This window comes from Lysobacter sp. M15, assembly GCF_022662515.1.
Classification (GTDB): Bacteria; Pseudomonadota; Gammaproteobacteria; order Xanthomonadales; family Xanthomonadaceae; genus JAKPBU01.
Genome location: NZ_JAKPBV010000011.1, coordinates 598436 through 614723, shown reverse-complemented (window position 1 = coordinate 614723; position 16288 = coordinate 598436). Strand labels below are relative to the sequence as shown.

The 16288-nt window shown below is 68.4% G+C and carries 19 protein-coding genes; 6 read left to right on the top strand and 13 right to left on the bottom strand.

Annotation, left to right across the window (positions count from 1 at the left end; translation table 11 throughout):
• The first annotated feature begins 40 nt into the window (after positions 1-40).
• The gene (locus tag MC380_RS11520; protein WP_242164841.1) at positions 41-904 is read left to right on the top strand and encodes a glycoside hydrolase family 16 protein; all 864 of its coding nucleotides are present in this window, start codon (positions 41-43) and stop codon (positions 902-904) included.
• Positions 905-967: 63 nt separating this feature from the next.
• Here MC380_RS11520 and MC380_RS11515 read toward each other — a convergent pair whose 3' ends face one another.
• Entirely contained in the window at positions 968-1606 is a 639-nt protein-coding gene (locus MC380_RS11515) for a dihydrofolate reductase family protein (RefSeq protein WP_242164839.1), read from the bottom strand.
• Between the two features lie 9 nt (positions 1607-1615).
• Positions 1616-1978 (bottom strand): DUF1428 domain-containing protein, encoded by a 363-nt coding sequence (locus MC380_RS11510; RefSeq protein ID WP_242103102.1) that lies wholly within the window; start codon positions 1976-1978, stop codon positions 1616-1618.
• 172 nt (positions 1979-2150) lie between these two features.
• On the opposite strand from MC380_RS11510, the gene bla reads away from it, so the two are divergent.
• Positions 2151-3065: a class A beta-lactamase gene (gene bla / locus MC380_RS11505; protein WP_242164837.1), complete on the top strand. Its 915-nt coding sequence runs from the start codon at positions 2151-2153 to the stop codon at positions 3063-3065.
• On the opposite strand, the gene MC380_RS11500 is transcribed toward bla, so the two are convergent.
• Both MC380_RS11500 and MC380_RS11495 read right to left on the bottom strand, forming a co-directional pair.
• Positions 3037-3741 (bottom strand): NAD-dependent epimerase/dehydratase family protein, encoded by a 705-nt coding sequence (locus tag MC380_RS11500; protein ID WP_242164836.1) that lies wholly within the window; start codon positions 3739-3741, stop codon positions 3037-3039. The genes bla and MC380_RS11500 overlap by 29 nt on opposite strands.
• Positions 3742-3844: 103 nt before the next feature.
• Complete coding sequence (locus MC380_RS11495) at positions 3845-5164, bottom strand: aminotransferase class V-fold PLP-dependent enzyme (protein WP_242164834.1); 1320 nt, start codon at positions 5162-5164, stop codon at positions 3845-3847.
• A gap of 109 nt (positions 5165-5273) precedes the next feature.
• Between MC380_RS11495 and MC380_RS11490 the strand changes: the two genes are divergently transcribed.
• Both MC380_RS11490 and MC380_RS11485 read left to right on the top strand, forming a co-directional pair.
• Positions 5274-5957, top strand: coding sequence for a GNAT family N-acetyltransferase (locus MC380_RS11490; RefSeq protein ID WP_242164831.1), 684 nt, complete (start codon positions 5274-5276; stop codon positions 5955-5957).
• Between the two features lie 31 nt (positions 5958-5988).
• Positions 5989-6519 carry a hypothetical protein gene (locus MC380_RS11485; RefSeq protein ID WP_242164829.1) on the top strand — a complete coding sequence of 177 codons (531 nt, stop codon included), beginning with the start codon at positions 5989-5991 and terminating at the stop codon, positions 6517-6519.
• Between the two features lie 177 nt (positions 6520-6696).
• Here the strand turns inward: MC380_RS11485 and MC380_RS11480 are convergent, their stop codons facing one another.
• Entirely contained in the window at positions 6697-8418 is a 1722-nt protein-coding gene (locus MC380_RS11480) for a DUF2207 domain-containing protein (protein ID WP_242164827.1), read from the bottom strand.
• Positions 8415-8966, bottom strand: a complete 552-nt coding sequence (locus MC380_RS11475) for a LemA family protein (RefSeq protein ID WP_242103109.1) — start codon at positions 8964-8966, stop codon at positions 8415-8417. The genes MC380_RS11480 and MC380_RS11475 overlap by 4 nt, the downstream gene beginning before the upstream one ends.
• A gap of 160 nt (positions 8967-9126) precedes the next feature.
• Here MC380_RS11475 and MC380_RS11470 point away from each other — a divergent pair, with 160 nt between their 5' ends.
• Positions 9127-10164 (top strand): hypothetical protein, encoded by a 1038-nt coding sequence (locus MC380_RS11470; RefSeq protein ID WP_242103110.1) that lies wholly within the window; start codon positions 9127-9129, stop codon positions 10162-10164.
• Positions 10165-10258: 94 nt separating this feature from the next.
• On the opposite strand, the gene MC380_RS11465 is transcribed toward MC380_RS11470, so the two are convergent.
• The 3 genes from MC380_RS11465 to MC380_RS11455 are packed head-to-tail and all read right to left on the bottom strand — an operon-like array spanning position 10259 to position 11677.
• On the bottom strand, positions 10259-10477 hold the full coding sequence (locus MC380_RS11465) for an RNA-binding S4 domain-containing protein (protein WP_242103111.1): 219 nt from the start codon (positions 10475-10477) through the stop codon (positions 10259-10261).
• A gap of 5 nt (positions 10478-10482) precedes the next feature.
• On the bottom strand, positions 10483-11142 hold the full coding sequence (locus MC380_RS11460; protein WP_242164826.1) for a serine/threonine protein kinase: 660 nt from the start codon (positions 11140-11142) through the stop codon (positions 10483-10485).
• A gap of 25 nt (positions 11143-11167) precedes the next feature.
• Complete coding sequence (locus tag MC380_RS11455; protein WP_242164823.1) at positions 11168-11677, bottom strand: sigma-70 family RNA polymerase sigma factor; 510 nt, start codon at positions 11675-11677, stop codon at positions 11168-11170.
• Positions 11678-11857: 180 nt separating this feature from the next.
• Here MC380_RS11455 and MC380_RS11450 point away from each other — a divergent pair, with 180 nt between their 5' ends.
• Positions 11858-12397, top strand: coding sequence for a DUF4019 domain-containing protein (locus MC380_RS11450; RefSeq protein ID WP_242164821.1), 540 nt, complete (start codon positions 11858-11860; stop codon positions 12395-12397).
• Positions 12398-12463: 66 nt separating this feature from the next.
• On the opposite strand, the gene msrA is transcribed toward MC380_RS11450, so the two are convergent.
• The 4 genes from msrA to MC380_RS11425 all read right to left on the bottom strand — a co-directional run bounded on the left by msrA (position 12464) and on the right by MC380_RS11425 (position 16256).
• Positions 12464-13153: a peptide-methionine (S)-S-oxide reductase MsrA gene (gene msrA, locus MC380_RS11445; RefSeq protein ID WP_242164819.1), complete on the bottom strand. Its 690-nt coding sequence runs from the start codon at positions 13151-13153 to the stop codon at positions 12464-12466.
• Positions 13154-13183: 30 nt separating this feature from the next.
• The gene (gene msrB, locus MC380_RS11440) at positions 13184-13711 is read right to left on the bottom strand and encodes a peptide-methionine (R)-S-oxide reductase MsrB (protein WP_242164817.1); all 528 of its coding nucleotides are present in this window, start codon (positions 13709-13711) and stop codon (positions 13184-13186) included.
• Between the two features lie 229 nt (positions 13712-13940).
• Complete coding sequence (locus tag MC380_RS17935; protein ID WP_277929420.1) at positions 13941-14642, bottom strand: general secretion pathway protein GspB; 702 nt, start codon at positions 14640-14642, stop codon at positions 13941-13943.
• An 18-nt stretch (positions 14643-14660) separates the two neighbouring features.
• Positions 14661-16256 (bottom strand): ExeA family protein, encoded by a 1596-nt coding sequence (locus tag MC380_RS11425; RefSeq protein WP_242103117.1) that lies wholly within the window; start codon positions 16254-16256, stop codon positions 14661-14663.
• Positions 16257-16288: the final 32 nt, after the last annotated feature.

The following is a 16288-nucleotide window of genomic DNA, read 5'->3' as shown; positions in this document are numbered from 1 at the left end:
GCGCACCATCGCCAGCAAACTCGCAGCCCCGGAGCAGACCATGCATGCCTTCGCAATGACCACGAGATTCGCGACGCTGGCCGTGTTGCTGACGACGGCGTCGTGTGCTACTCCCGGAGGGGGCGTCGGGACGCGCGCTGCGTCGTCCACGCCAGACAAGGCCTGGACCTTCGCATCCACGCCGGCGTGGCAGGACGAGTTCGATTACAGCGGCAAGCCGGATCCGGCGAAGTGGGGCTACGACCTGGGTGGCCACGGCTGGGGCAACAACGAGCTGCAGTTCTATACCGACAGCGCGGACAACGCATTCGTGCGCGACGGCGTGCTGCATATCGTTGCGCGCAGGGAATCCAGGGACGGCCGTGCCTATACGTCGACCAGGCTGATCTCCAAGGGCAAGGGCGATTTTCTCTATGGCCGCTTCGAGGTGCGCGCCAAGCTGCCCTCGGGCCGCGGCACCTGGCCTGCGATCTGGATGCTGCCGACCGACTGGAAGTACGGCGACTGGCCGCGCTCGGGCGAGATCGACATCATGGAACACGTGGGCTTCGACCCAGAGCGCGTGCACATCAGCGTGCATACCCAGGCCTACAACCATGTGGCCGGCACCCAGCGCACCGCCACCCGCCTCGTCGACGGGGTGATGGAGGACTTCCACCTGTATCGCGTGGACTGGACTCCGGAGAGCATCCGCGGCTACATCGACGATATCCCGATGTTCGCGTTCGCCAACGAAGGCACCGGGCCCGATGCGTGGCCGTTCGACCAGCGCTTCCATTTCCTGCTCAACGTCGCGGTCGGCGGCAACTGGGGCGGCAAGGAAGGGGTGGACGACAGCGTGTTTCCGGCGACGCTGCAGGTCGACTACGTGCGCGCCTACGAGCTGCTGGAACAGGCGGAATAGGCGAGAACGCAGGCCCCGGGGGACGTCCCGGGGGCCTTGCGACTGCTGCCTGCGAGTACCGGTTCAGGGCTTTGTCGGTTCCTCGAGCGCGAACGAGCCGGTCCGTACCTCGCCGGCGCGTTCGTAGTTGGCGATGACCACGCCGCTGGGCGAAGTCACGGACTTGCGCAGCATCAGTCCCGCCGGTGCCGCATCCTCGCCGAACAGGCGCTTGCCCCGTCCCAGCACGACCGGGAACACCAGCACCCGCAGCTCGTCCACGAGGTCGGCGGCCAGCAGCTGCTGCACCAGATCGCTGCTGCCCTGGGTCAGCAGGTCGGGTCCGTCGCCCTGCTTGAGCACGCGCAGCGAGGCGATGACGTCTTCGCCCAGCGCCTGGCTGTTCTGCCAGTCCAGCGAGTCCGGGCGATGCGTCGCCACGTGCTTGGTGATGCCGTTGAACAGCGCCGCGATGTCGGCATCCGGGTTGTCGTCCGGTACGCGCGGCCAGTGCGCGGCGAAAATGTCGTACGTGCGCCGGCCCAGCAGCAGCTCGAACGGACGCGAGAACAGTTCGCCCATGGCTTCGCCGACGGTCTCGTCGAAGTGGGGCGCGACCCAGCCGCCGTACGCGAACCCGCCGCTGCGGTCCTCGTCCGGACCGCCCGGGGCCTGCATCACGCCGTCCAGGCTGGTGAATGCCGCGACGATGATCCTGCGCATGCGGGCCGCCTATCGCGCGCCCAGCTCGACTACCGGCGCGAAGCCGCCGTAGATCAGGCGCATGCCGTCGAACGGCATCGGGTTGTTTTCGGGCGTGAGCCGTGGATCCTTCATCGCCTTCTCCATGCCGACATCGCGCGTCGCCTTGTCCGGCCATTCGATCCACGAGAACACCACGCTCTCGTCGTCCTTGGCCTGCACGGCGCGCTTGAAATCGGTCTGCTTGCCGTCGGGGACCTCGTCGCCCCAGCATTCGAGCACGCGGCTGGCGCCGTACTCGACGAAGACTGAATCGCCGGTCCTGGCATGATCGATGAACTTCTGCTTGTTGGCGGTGGGGACTGCGAGCACGAAACCGTCGATATAGGGCATGTCTCATCTCCTTTGGGTTGCAAGGGCAGGGCATCGCGACCGCGGTGCATCGGCCTGCCTTGCTGGTACGACGAAGCGGCAAGGCGGCAATCGACATGTCGATCCAACCGGCGCCCCGCCGAATTCAGCTTCGTGGGCGCAAGCCTGATCCACGCCCGGTTAGAGTGATGCGATGGATCCGTATTGCTCGCGTCGCAAACTGCTGCTGGCCGGCCTGGGCGCCGCGACGTGGGCCGGTGGCCTGCGCCACGCCGCCGCTGCGGAGGTCGATCCGGAAGGTCCGGTTGCGAAGCTGATGGCGCTCGAACGCGCCCACGGCGGCCGCCTCGGGGTCGCGATCCTCGATGTCGACAGCGGCCGGCGGATCAACCACCGGGGCGAGCAGCGCTTCGCCCTGTGCAGCACGTTCAAGCTGCTGGCGGCGGCGCTGGTACTGGCGCGGGTCGATCGCGGCGAGGAACAGCTCGATCGACGCATCGTCTACGACCGGGACGCACTGGTGACCTATTCGCCGGTGACCGAACAGCACGTCGGCGCGGGCATGACGCTTGCCGAGTTGTGCCAGGCGGCCGTGACCGTCAGCGACAACACCGCCGGCAATCTGCTGCTGGCCAGCTTCGGCGGCCCGCCGGCGCTGACTGCGTTCGCGCGTACGCTCGGCGATGCGGCCACGCGGCTCGACCGGATCGAACCCGAGCTCAACGACGTACCGCCGGGCGACGAGCGCGATACCACCACGCCGGCGGCGATGCTCGTTTCCCTGCGCGCGCTGCTGGTGGGCGATGCGTTGTCGGCGACCTCACGCACCCAGCTACGCGACTGGCTGCTCGCCAGCTCCACCGGCGGACGCCGCCTGCGGGCCGGTGTGCCCGCGGACTGGCTGGTCGGCGACAAGACCGGGACCGGCGAACGCGGCGCGACCAACGATGTGGGCATCCTGCTGCCGCCGGGACGTGGGCCGTTGCTTGTGGCCGCGTATTACGACGCGCCCGATGAGGCCGCCGGCCCGCAACGCGATGCGGTGATCGCTGAAGTCGGGCGGATCGCCGCGGGGCTGGTTACGGTGCGGACGAATCCTGCGCGCTAGGCGGGCCGGAAGACGCGCGGTAGGCATCGGCAAGCGCATTGATGGCATCGTTCTCGACGATCGCCGGCGGGTCGGGCATCCGCAGCAGCTGCAGCATCGCCATGCCCACGTTCTCGGTGCTGGTGAGCAGGCCAGGCACCAGCTTCAGACCCAACCCCATCAGCGGTCCAGCGACGGTATACAGCGCTGCCATCGCCGGATGCGGCGAGCGCACCCCGTGCACCGGCTGCACGCCGCCGGTGCGCAACATGATGGTGCGGATCGGCAGCGCGGCCAGCGCCGCTTCGGCTTCGCCCTTCACCTTGAGCGGCATGATCGCGCTGTCGGGGTTGGAGTGGGCGCCGGAGATGTAGACGAAGCGCGCCGCCGGATTGCGTGCCGCGAACGCGCGCGCGACGTGCAGGGTGAGATCGACGGTGACATGGCGGTATTCGGCTTCCGCGCCGATCGGCAGGGCGCCGGCGCAGTACAGGCAGGCATCGAAAGGCTGCAGCCGGTCTTCGACCGGCGCGAGGTCGGCGAAATCAGCGACGAGCAGCTCCTCAAGCTTCGCGTCGACCTGACCGCTCGCGCGGCGGCCCAGCGCGCTCACGCGGACGACTTCTGGGTCGTCCAGGCAGACGCGCAATACGCCCTGGCCGACCAGGCCCGTGGCGCCGGTGAGCAGGATGCGCATGGCGGCTCTCCAAGGCGGTGTGTCGACAAACTAGCCCACGCGATGTGCGCGATGCGTGTGCACGGACCCGTGAACCGGGCCGCACAGGTTTACTTGCTCTGGCTCACGCCGCAATGGCATGCACCGCCTGCGCGGCGCGGTCGACTTCCTCGGGCGTGTTGACCAGGCTCGGCGCCAGCCGCGCATAGGTGACCGCGTAAGGGCTGGTGCTGGCGATGATCCGGCGTTCAAGCAGCCGGCGGACCACATCGGCGGGCGAGATGCCCTCGATCTCGAACGCGACCAGTCCCGCGGACAGGTCCCCGGACATCGGCGTATGCAGCTTGACTTTGCGGTTGCCCGCCAGGCTGGACTTGAGCCGGTCGTTGAGTTCGCGGATACGCGCGGCCACGCGCGCACGGCCCATCGCCTGGTGCATGTCGAACGCGGCGCCCATCGCCCATTGATGTTCGAAGGCGTGGAAGCCACCCGGGGTCATGCGCGCCGCGTTGGCGGGCGTCGACGGCGCGCGGTCCTCGGTCCAGGCGGTGTAGGACTCGAGTTCGCTGAAGTTCGGAATGGTCGGATGCAGCCGCGCCCAGTTCTCCGCGTTCGCCCAGATGAGTCCGGTGCCGCGCGGCGCGAACATCCACTTGTGGCAACCGGCGCAGAAGTAGTCCGCGCCCATGGTGGCGATGGTTTCGTCGGCTGCACCGATCCCGTGCACGCCATCGACCACCAGCCACACGTCCGGATGCTTTGCCTTCAGCGCGGCGGCAATCTCGCGGATCGGCAGGCGGATGCCGGTGCTCGAATGCACCCAGGTCAGGCCGACCACCCGGGTCCGCGGCGCGACCGCCTGCAGCAGGCGGTCGATGATCGCCGCGGTGCCGGCGTCCGCGGCCTCGTCGAACAGCGCGATCTTGCGCAGCGTGGCGCCAGCGCGTGCGGTGGCCAGGCGGATCGACTCGTGGTGGGAATAATGATCGTGCACGGTGGCCAGCACTTCGTCGCCGGCCTTCAGCGGCAGCCCGTGGTAGACGATGGCCAGGCTTTCGGTGGTGCTGCGGGTGAGGGCGATGTCCGACGCATTGCCGCCCAGGTAACGCGCAATCGCCCCCGTCACCTGCATCGGGATGTTGTCGGCATCGCTGCCGAACATGCCGTGCTCGATCACCTGGAACGGATCGCGATCCATGGCCTTGCGCCACGCCTCGATCGCATCGCGGACCGGCGCCGGATGACTGGCGATGAAGAAGCTGGCGAAATGCGCGTAGCCGGGATCCAGCGCGAACTGCGCACGTACGCGATTCCAGTCGGACAGGTCCGGCAAGGGGCGCGATTCGGAAGCCAGCGCGGCGGCGTACGACCCGGGAACCAGCGCGGAGGCCCCCAGCGCGACCGGGACGGTGAGCAGCCGGCGGCGGGTCATGGTCGAGGACATGGGAAACGCTCCTGCAAGAGGTCAGCACTGCCAACGCGCGCGACCGCGGGCAACGGCCAGATGCCTGCCCGGGGTGTGGCGCCGCGCCGGCCGCCGATAGAATTTACCCATGTCTTCCGACCATCCGCTCGACAATCCGTTCTGGTCCGCGCTGCACAGCCTCCATGCGCATTTCGCGCTGGGCTCGGATGAGGTGCGGCGCTTCCCCGCCGACGTCGCGCCGTTCCTGGGCGTGGCGCACGCCGGAGTGGACACCGGCGGCGTGCTGGACAGCCTGGTGCCGCCGGGAGACTCGGTGTTGCTGATGGGCGTGGCGCCTGCGCGCGTGCCGCAGGGTTGGGCCTTGGAGGCGTTCGACGACCTGGCGCAGATGGCCTGCGACGGCGAAGTGGCCGTGCCGGAGGGACCACCGATCATTGAGTTGGGCCCTGAACACCGCGCCGATGTGTTGGCGCTGACCGCGCTGGTCTACCCGCACTATTTCCGTCCGCGCACGATGGAGCTCGGCCGTTATTTCGGCATCTATGTCGAAGGCCGGTTCGCGGCGATGGCCGGCGAGCGCCTGGGCGCACCCGGCTTTCGCGAGATGAGCGCCATCTGCACCCATCCTGATTTCCTCGGCCGCGGTTATGCGCGGCGTCTGACCGCCATGCTGAGCAACGACACCCTGCATAGCGGCAGACTGCCGTTCCTGCATGTCAGCCAGGCCAATGCGCGCGCGATGGCCCTGTACGAAGGGATGGGCTACCGGCTGCGCCGCACCATTCCGTTCTGGTCGCTGCGGCGCGCCTGATCCTGTCGCAGGACTGTCACGAAACCGTCGCATGCTCGCCATCGCGCCGCCACGGCGTCGACAGGGTTGCAACATCATGCGGGTGAACACCGGAATCGTGCTGCTGGTATTGCTGTCGGCCTCCTGCCTTGCCATCGCCCAGCAGGCCTACACGGGGATCGAGCAGAAGCTGACCCCGGAGCAATTGCGCGAAGTCGGTCTGAGCCCGGAGCAGCTCGAGCTGCTCAATCGCTATCTGCGCCAGGCCGAAGCTGCGGCGCCGCCGGTCGAGACTGCGCGCTACGAAACCGCGCAGGGCGAAGCCAGGCGCGACCCGACCTCGCTGATGGGCTTCAGCGACCAGCCGATCAAGAGCCGGCTCAAGGGCAGCGTGGCGGGCTGGGCGCCGGGTACCGTCTTCGAGCTGGAAAACGGCCAGCAGTGGAAGGTGCTCAAGGGCAGCATGAAGCTGCGCAAGCCGTTCGAGACGCCGGACATCGTGGTGGTGCCGGGGATCGCCGGCCGCTGGTTCCTGCAGGTCGACGAAGACCTGCCCAAGGCCCGCGTCTACCGGATCGATTGAGCATGCTCGATCAAGCATGATCGATTGTGCGCGATCCACTGCCGCCTTGTGGGAGCGGCTTGAGCCGCGTGCTGTCCGGCACGCGGAATCAGGCACCACGAGGCGTTCGCGACCAGAGCCTGCCCCGGACTCGATCCGGGTTTGCTTCCACAGGATGCGATACGGGCACGGAAGCGCTCAGCGACCACCACCACCGCCGCCACCGCCGCCGCCGCCGGAAGACCCGCCGCCACCGCTGCCCGAGGAACTGCCCGGCGGCGTCGATGACGACGCGATCTGCGAGGTGAACGCGCTGCCGATCGAGCGCGTCAGGCTGTCGAGGCTGTCCGCGCCGCCGCCGCGATACCAGGCCATGCCGGCCGTGGCAGCGGCCGCACTCGCAGCGCCGACCGCGAGGGTGAACTTACGGGTCCAGGCTTCCTCGACCTCCAGCGCCACCGCATAGGGCAACAGCTGCTGGTAGCGTTCGGCGTTCAGCACGGGCGGCGCGTCGGGCCCGGGCAGGCGCGCAAGCTCGTCCTGTTCGGCCACGCTCAGATAGAGCTTGAGCCCGGCGATCTCGTCCATCAGCTGGCGCCCTTCGGGTGTCGGTGCGCGTACCAGGATCGCGAACACGATCAGGGTCGCGACCATGAGCGCGCCGACGAGGAAGATGAGCAGGACCCCGCCGCCCCCGCCGAGCAACATGGCGAGCGCGAAGCCGGCGACCGCGATGAGCGCGGCCATCGCCACACTCTTGCCGTTGTGCCGGAACATGCGCCCGTCGTAATCCTGCTTCAGCGCCGCCGCCTGCGCCTGTCCGGCCGCCTGCAGCCGCGTTGCGTTGGTCTTCTTCAGCTCGATTTCCTTGCCGCCGCCGAATAGCGACAACAGCGCGCGTTCGGACTTCGGCAGCGGCTCGCCTTCGGTCGAGGTGCGGACGAGCTTCCAGCTGTCGCTCAGCAGGCCCTTGTTGCGCTCGATGCGCAGGAAACCCTTCACCGCCAGATCCAGCAGGTCGCAGGACAGGCAGCGCGGGTCGTGACCCATGCGCTGGATGAAGCGCAGGGCCGCCGGCGAATAGCCCTGTGGCGGGTCGTAGCGCGCAATGATGATGCCGGCGCGGGGATCGCGCCCCAACGCACGCCAGCGGCGCAGGCAGAACACGAGCAGCGCGGCCAGCGTCGCCAATGCGATCAGTACGCCGCGGTTGTCCTTGAGCAGCCACCAGACCCGCTGCGCCCGGGTCGGCGCGGCGACGATGCCCTTTGGGAAGGTGAGCACGATGGTCATGCCTTCCCCGGGCGCCAGCGGCTGGGTGAGGCGCCACTGCGCCGCGCCCGGCGCCACGATCCGCGCCTGGTAGCCCTGCGCCTGCGCGCCCTGCGGGCCGGTATAGCCCTCGGCGTGCAGCTGCGCTTCGGGCACCGCCTGCGGAAGGCGCACGTCGACCTGGCCGGATTCGATCGGAAATGCCCATCCGGTGCCGATCGCGTTCCAGTACAGCTCGTCATGTCCGGCGAAAAAGCCCAGTTGCCGGGTCGTGCGGTAGCGCAGGGTGTAGGTGTAGTCGGCCGGGATCGGCAGGAAATCGTCGTTGCCGGTATTGATGCGCACGCCGTTGCCGAGCTTCTCGGTGAACCAGGGCTCGGTCCTGCCGTTGCGGAGCACCTCGATCATCTCGAACCCGACCACGACGCGGTTGCCGTGGCGATCCCGATAGCGGGTGGGAAAGTCGCGATAGATCCCGCGCCGGATCTGGCTGCCCTCGGCACGCACCCGGATGCGCTCGGCGACCTCGAGGCTGCCGTCGGCATTGACCTGGACCTCGCTGTCGTAGGCCAGGATGCGTTCCTGGGCATGCGCCTGATGCCAGCAGGCGGCCAGCACGAGCAGCAGAGCGGTCAGCAACGTTTTCATCGCGCCATCTCCACTTTCACCGCGGCGCGGCTGTCGGCTTGCGCCTGGAAGAACTCGATCGCGCCGAAGCCGGCGGCTTTCGCTACGAGCACGTCGGGCACGCGCTGGGTGGCATCGGTGTAGTCGCGCACGGCGCCGTTGTAGAAGCGGCGCGCGTACTGCAGCTGTTCCTCGGTATCGACCAGGTCGCGCTGCAACTGGGCGAAATTCTGGTTGGCCTTGAGGTCCGGATAGGCTTCCTGCAGTGCCAGCAGGCGCACGAGACCCTGCTCCAGCGCCTCCTCGACCTCGCCGAGCCGTGACGGCTCGCGCAGACCGACTGCCTGTGCGCGCAGTTCGGTGACCGCGCGCAGCGTCGCGGCTTCGTGCCCCGCGTAGCCCTGCACCGCGGCGACCAGCTGCGGCACCAGGTCGTGACGGCGTTGCAGTTGCACGTCGATGTCGGCCCAGGCCGTGCGGGTCTGGTTGCGCAGGCGGACCAGGCGGTTGAATGCGAGTACGCCCCACGCCACCAGCGCCAGGGCGGGCAGCAGCAGCCAAATCGACATGATCCAATCGCTCCAGGTGCGGATATGGGATGTTAAACGTGCCCGCTCATGCCGGCGGCCATCCGGCAGCGAGTGGTCGCGGGTTCATCGCCGATTCGTCCGCTTGCGCGGCAATGCGCCTAGACTGGTGGCCGGTCTCCCGGTCCTTGCCAGAAAGTCGATGCAAATCCCCGTTTTCGCGGGACTGATGTTGGTTGTGGCCCTGCTCGTGGGCTGTCAGCGCGAGCAGCCGGCTTCCGCGGCCGCTCCAGTGCGCGGCAAGACCACGGCCGACAGCGGGGCCATCAGTACTCCGCGCCCCGTGACCGATGTTCTGCCCACGCCCAAGGACGTGCTGGACGGCACCCACTGGCCTGCGGCGCGGGTCGGCGAAGGGGAGGCGAATATCAGCTGCAGCACCGATTACGAGCTGGGCGACGGCATGCCGCTGGCGAACCTGGAGTACTTCAGCGTGCTCGACGCGATGGATCGATGCCGCGACGAGGGTCTGGTGCGCCTGCATTACCGCGGCAAGATCGATGCCGGCTTCGCCGACCTGGTCGAGCGCGTAGCCGCCATGTCCGAGCGCATGGAAATCGACAACCGGATCCTCGACCTGGATTCGGCGGGTGGCCAGGTCGAAGACGCGATCCGTGCCGGCGATGCCATCGGCGCCGGGCACTGGACGCTGTGGGTGCGCGAGGGCGCCGTGTGCCACAGCGCCTGCGTGCTGATCCTGGCGGCGGGCGACAACCGGCTGATCTCCGGCGACGTCGGCATCCATCGCATGATCCGCATGAGCTCCACCGCCAGCACCCGCGCCGAGCTCAACAAGGAACTGCGCGAAGTGCAGAAGCAGCTGCAGGACTACCTGGAGCGCAACGGCGCTGCACTGGCCATTGCCGACCTGATGATGACGGTGCCCAGCCGCGATCTGCGCATGCTCACCCAGGAAGAGCTGCGCGAATACGGTCTGTCCGGTGCCAATGCGGTGCAGGAGGATCTGGAACGTATCGCCCTGTTGCGCAGTTGCGGCCAGGACTTCGTGCGCAGGAAGGAAGGCTTCATGCGCGAGTTCGGCCAGAGCTGCGCGCGCCAGGGCCAGCACGTGGAGGCGATGAACGACTGCAGCCGCAAGCTGCGCGAGCGCTTCGGCTTCCCGGACAAGGCGTGTCCGGACGAGACCCCGATGCCCGAGGCCGATCTTTCGCTGCAGTAGCGCCACTCGCCCCGGCATGCGCTGCCGCGCCGGTGGCCGGGCACCAGTCAGCTGTGGCGGGCGCCCGCTACCCGTTCTTCCGCACGTTCGTCCGTCAGCCTGCGCGCACGTGGATCTCGAGCTGGCCGGTCGTCACCACCTGCCCGGCGCGGATCTTGCAGGTCTTGCGCAGTTCGACTTCGCCATCCACCCGCACCGCACCGGTGGCCACCAGCTGCTTGCCGGCGCCGCCGCTGTCGCAGGCGCCGGCCAGTTTGAGCAGCTGGTTGAGCTCGATGAAGTCGCGTTCCAGTTCGAAGTCGATGCGTTGCACGGCCGTCATTCCTGTTCGAAACGTGCGATCTCGTCGAGCAGACGCCGGCCACGGCGGATGCCGTCGCAGCCGTCGGCCATGTCGCGATCCGGAAGGGGCCCGCGACGCGCCCGCCATGCGGTCCACGCCCAGGTCCCCAGCAGTCCGGCGATGCCGACGGCCAGGCTCAGCCAGATCCACGCGGGCGTCGGAAGGCTGCGGTCGACATCGCCAAGGCCGGCGAAGCCGAGCACCACGATCACCCACATGATCCACCACGGCAGCCCGCAGACATTGGAGTTCACGGTGTGGAAGCGCAACAGCCGGGCCATCTGCTTCTGGATCACGACCACCGGCGCCGAGTAGTCGATGGTGGCCACCAGGCCGAGGGTCAATCCGGCCATTGCCGCGGTGATCACGCCGAAGGCGTGCAGCAGCACGCCCGATGCGAACAGGGCCGGCACGTCGAGGTTGCGCGACCAGCAGGCGACGCCCAGCACGATGATCCCCACGCCGAGCAGCAGCTGCAGCCATTGCCCGAACACCAGCGATCGCAGCCCCCTACGCGCGTTGTCCAGCTTGCGTTCGCGCAGCAGTTCCAGCTGCAGCCGGTCCTGCCGCGACAGGCGTGCGTCCAGTGTCTGCCAGGCGCTTTTGAAGTCGTCGAGTTCCATGGTGGTGTCCATCGTGTCGTGTCTATGAGTGAAGAGGTCAGAGTTCGTCGCGGATGCGCTGTTTCAGGCGTCCGATCTTGGTGGAGACATTGGTTTCGCTGATGCCGAGGATCTCCGCGATCTCGCGCTGCGGCCGTTCGTCGAGATAGAGCAGCAGCAGGGCCCGGTCCAGGGGCGGCTGCCGGTCCACGAAACCCTGCAGCAAGCGCAACAGCTGCGCACTTTCGTGGTCGGTCGGCTGGGCGTCGGCCAGGTTGTGCAGGTCTTCGTCCAGTGGCACCGTATGGCGCTGTTGCCGGGCATGGCCGCGCACGAAGTCGATCCCCACGTTCAGGGCGACCCGGTACATCCAGGTCGTAAAGCTGCGCGCCGGGTCGTAGCCCGGCCAGGCGCGCCACAGCTGCGCGGCGATCTCCTGTACCAGGTCGGCGCGGTCTTCCGGATGCCGACAGTAGGTATTGGCCACCTTGAACACGATCGCGCGATGGCGTTCGAGCAGGTCGCTGAACGCTTCGCGCGCGCCGGCGTCCGTTTTTTCCCTGGGCATCACGCTGTCCATCCTGCCTGTTCCGTGTCCGCGGGTCCGGCGCCCGCGCGCCGCTCGCAGACATGATTCGGACCAATGGACGGTTTCTCACATGCGTAGGCGCATGATGCCCGCCGGCGCGCGGCGATGGTGGACACCCCAGGGGTAGAATTCGGTCCGCCCCCGCAACACCTACCCCCGATGAAGGTCTTGCATTGCATGCTGCTGGCGACGTGGCTGGCAGCGTCCGCTGCCGTCGCGCAGGAATCCACCGTACCCGCAGGTGCGGGACAACCCGCGCCGGCACATCAGATCCCCACGCAGCCGCCCGCCCAGCCGGTCTCCGGCCAGCAGTTGAGCCCACAGCAACAGGCGGCGGTGAAGAAGCAGAATGCCGAGATGGCCGATGCGGCGCAGCAGGTCGTGGCGCTGGTCGATGCGGGTCGCGCCGGTGAGGTGTGGGATGGCGCGTCGGCAGTGATGAAGCGTCTGGTCCCGCGCGACGAGTTCATCAACCAGGTCGGCAGCGATCGCGATCGCCTGGGCAAGCCGCTCGAGCGCGGCGAGCCGGGCGTGAGCCGCACCCAGTTCCCGGCCGGAGCGCGGGTGCCGCAGGGCATGTACGTCAACGTGGCAATGCCGACCCGCTTCCTGAAGTCGCCCGGACCCGTGCGGGAGCTGGTCTCGTTCCGGTTCGACGAGGACCGCATCTGGCGCGTAGCCGGATACAGCGTGCGGTAGTCGGCGCTACGTTGCCGACGAAGCTCGGCTCGTGGGGCGCGTCGGGTTGTGGCCCCGACCTGTGCGCTACTCGCCCTTTACAAGCTGCGGGAACTGCCGTTTCAGGTTCACCAGCTTCGGGGCGTCGTGATAGACGATGTACGGCTCGTTCGGGTGGTGCCGCATGTAGTCCTGGTGGTAGTCCTCGGCCTGGTAGAAGCGCGTCAGTGGCGCCACCTGGGTGACGATCGGCTTCGGATAGGCCTTCGCCGCATCGAGCTGCGCGATATAGGCCTGCGCAACGCGTTTCTGCTCCGGGTTGCCATAGAAGATCGCGGAGCGGTACTGAGTGCCGACATCGGGGCCCTGGCGGTTGCGCTGGGTGGGATCGTGCGCGACCGAGAAGAACACCTTCAGCAGCTGGCCGTAGCTGATGACCGAGGGGTCGTATTCGACCCGCACGGCTTCGGCATAGCCCGTGCGGCCCCTGCTGACATCGTCGTAATTCACCGGCGGCCGGGTACTGCCGCCCGCATATCCCGAGGTGACCTGGCCGACACCCTTGAGCTGTTCGAAGACAGCCTCCACGCCCCAGAAGCAGCCGCCGGCGAATACCGCGACCGCCGGCTTGCCAGTCGTGTCGTCGGGCACGTCCGCATCGGACTGCGGATCCGGCAATGTCGCGGCCTTCTGGCCGTTGGCTTGGCCCGGGCTGCAGGCACTGGCGGCGACCAGTGCGAAGGCGAGCAGGGCGACGCGAAGGGTGCCGATGTGCATGGGGATCTCCAGCGGAATAGTGAGGCGGCCTCAGGCGGCCTTGGCGAAGCGAAGCGATACGGAGTTCATGCAGTAGCGCAGACCGGTCGGTTCGGGACCATCGTCGAACACGTGGCCCAGGTGAGCGTCGCAGCGTGCGCAGGCCACTTCCGTGCGTGTCATGCCGTAACTGGTGTCGCGACGCTCCACCACGTTCTGGCGCGCGATCGGTTTCCAGAAACTTGGCCACCCGGTTCCCGATTCGAACTTGGTCTTCGAATCGAACAACGCCGTGTCGCAGCAGATGCAGCGGAACACGCCTTTCCCGTGCACCTTGAGCAGCTCCCCGCTGAAGGCGCGTTCGGTCCCCTCGTGGCGCGTGACCTGGTAGGCGAGCGGGGAAAGCTGCCGACGCCATTCGGCATCGCTTTTGACCACCGTCGGCACGGTGGCGACGCGCACGCGTTTGCCGTCATTGGAAAATTCGACGATCTCCACCGATTCGGGCAGCGCCCTGGGTGCGCCCGACGCGGCGACGCTGTCGCGGCTGCAGCCCAATGCCAGCGCACTGAGCGACAAGGCAGCGCCGGTGAGGAAACGGCGACGGCCTGGGGAGTGAAGAGGAGGGGCTAGGGCGGGTCGCACGGCGAGTCTCTGCCTGTGGCTTCATATGGGTATACGACGTCCGCAGCAGAAAGGTTACTTCGCGGCCTCGATCCGTACCCGTTCCACGCCGCAGCATCAGCTGTGATTCACGTTGGATGCTCGGCCCCTCCACCCGCGCTGGAATGCGGCTGGACCGGCCGCTTCAGCGTACCGGGACCCGGACCCGGCGCCCGTGCCACTCAAGAAGAACGCCATCGGGTTCGATCCGGGCAATGCTCGCTTCGCCGACGCGGTCGCCTTCGCCCAGACGCTGTCCGTCCAGGATCACGAACCTCCGTGTCGGATCCTCGTTCCACAGGTGCATGCTCAGCTTCAGCGGCGGCAATGCATTGCGGGTCTCCGCATCCAGTTCGCCGACCAGCAGCACGCGGCCGCTGTCGGCGGGAGCGACCGGCGCAATGGGGGCGGGTGGAGGCGCAGGCGTTGGCGGAGACGCTGGCGCTGGCGCAGGGATCGCGGTGCGGGTGGGCGCGTCGTCTCCGACGTCGGGCACAGGCGGCGCAGCCACGGTTGCGGAGGGTGCGGTCGCCACGGCTGCAGCGGGCCTGGCAGGCATGGGCGTACGAGCGGGGAGCGGCTCGGGCGTCGGTGACTCGGCAGGGAGCGGCCGTGTCGCCGTTCGTGCAGGCGGCGGAACGCTGGCGATCGGCGCCGGGCTCCGGTTCGCCAGCACCAGCCACGCAGCCAGCCCGAGCACTGCAGCCAACGGCACCAGCCACCACCATCCCGGGAGGGCGCGCCCGCGGCGCAGCGGCGTGGGCGGCAGCTCGGTGTGCAGGTCGGGCGGAAGGCCGCGGCGCCGCTCGGCTTCGGACTTGCGCAGGGCTTCGAGGATCAGGGACATGGGTCGGGGCTCACAGGCCTACAGCTCGCGCTGCAACCGCGGGCCGGAATTTTCGCCGGCCAGCGCGATCAGCGTTTCGGAGCCGGCCACGCCGTCGGTCGGCAGGCCGCGCGCCTGCTGGAACCCACGTACTGCGGACGCCAGCGCGGTGTCGTAGCGGGGCGGATTGATGTCCGGCTGCTTGAGTCGTTCGCGCAGCCAGGCCACGCCGGGGCCGGTACCACCCGGGAGCAGCGGTTGCGCCAGTTCGGCAGGACCAAGCCACAGTGCGAAGTAGCGGCCATCCCAGACGGTCTGCAGCGTGCTCCGGTCGATATCGATCGTACCTGTCGCCAGTCCCAGCCGCGCCCGTCGCGCGTCCGCACCCAGCAGCAGGGCCCAGCGTGGAGCGCCATCCTGCGCGCGCAACGCGAGCAGGATCGGGCGATCCAGCGCCAGCAGGCGATCGAGCGGTGCGCGTCCGGCGGCGCAGTGCACTCCCGCGGCAATGGCCGTGCAGCGCCCGGCATCGTCGACGGTGATGGCCGCAGCGGGCTGGTGCCACAGCGTGAGCAGTCGTTGCCACGTCGGTCGCGGCGAAGGCGCTTCCGCCTGCAGGCGCGCGGCGAGTGCTGGCGGTTCGAGGCGGGGCACAGCGGCAGGACGGATCGCCGCGGCCGCGGACGGCGTGGGCGCTTTCGTCGCCGCAGGCGCGGGAGCCGGCGCCGGTAGTGGCGATGGCCGCCACCATGCTGCGAGCGCCAGCACAGCGGCACCCGCCGCAACGATCCAGGGCCATGGCACGCGCCTGCTGCCGGTGCGCGCGGGCAACGCCTCGTCCGCGGCCAGGTCCACGATGCGCTCGTCCAGGGCGGTGGCATCGCGCGCATAGCCGGCCAGCAGCGAGCGTTCGGCGATGACGTTGATCAGGCGCGGCACTCCGCCGGAGCGGGCATGGATACGCCGGAGCGCGCGCGCGGTGAAGGGGAAGCGTTGGCCACCGGCGATGCGATAGCGATGGCGCAGGTACTCCGCGGTTTCATCCGCATCCAGCGGCGTGAGATGGAAGCGCGCGGTGATCCGCTGGGAAAGCTGGCGCAGGTCCTCGCGCGCCAGCATCGCGCGCAGCTCCGGTTGGCCCAGCAACACGATCTGCAGCAGCTTCTGCGTGTCGGTTTCCAGGTTGGTGAGCAGGCGCACCTGTTCGAGCGCTTCCACCGACAGGTTCTGCGCCTCGTCGATCACCACCACCACGCGCAGGCCCTGCGCGTAGGCGTCGAGCAGGTAGGCGTTGAGCGCGTCGATCAACGCCTTGACGCTGCCACGCCTGTCGCCGACGTCGATATGCAATTCTTCGCAAATCGTTTCCAGCAGTTCGATCGCCGATACGCGCGGGTTCAGCACCAGGGCCACGCGCGTGTTCTGGGGAATCTGCTCCAGCAGCAATCGGCTCAGGGTGGTCTTGCCGGTGCCGACTTCCCCGGTGAGCTGCACAAAACCGCCGCTGCCGCCCTGGCCGATGCCGAACAGCAGGTGCGCGAGTGCGTCCCGGTGGCGCTCGCTGAGGAATACGAAGCGCGGGTCGGGCGTGATCGAGAACGGCGGTTCGGCCAGGCCGTAATGCTCGAGTACCATGCGCAGGCGCCAGATGCGGGGCGGCAAGCGTG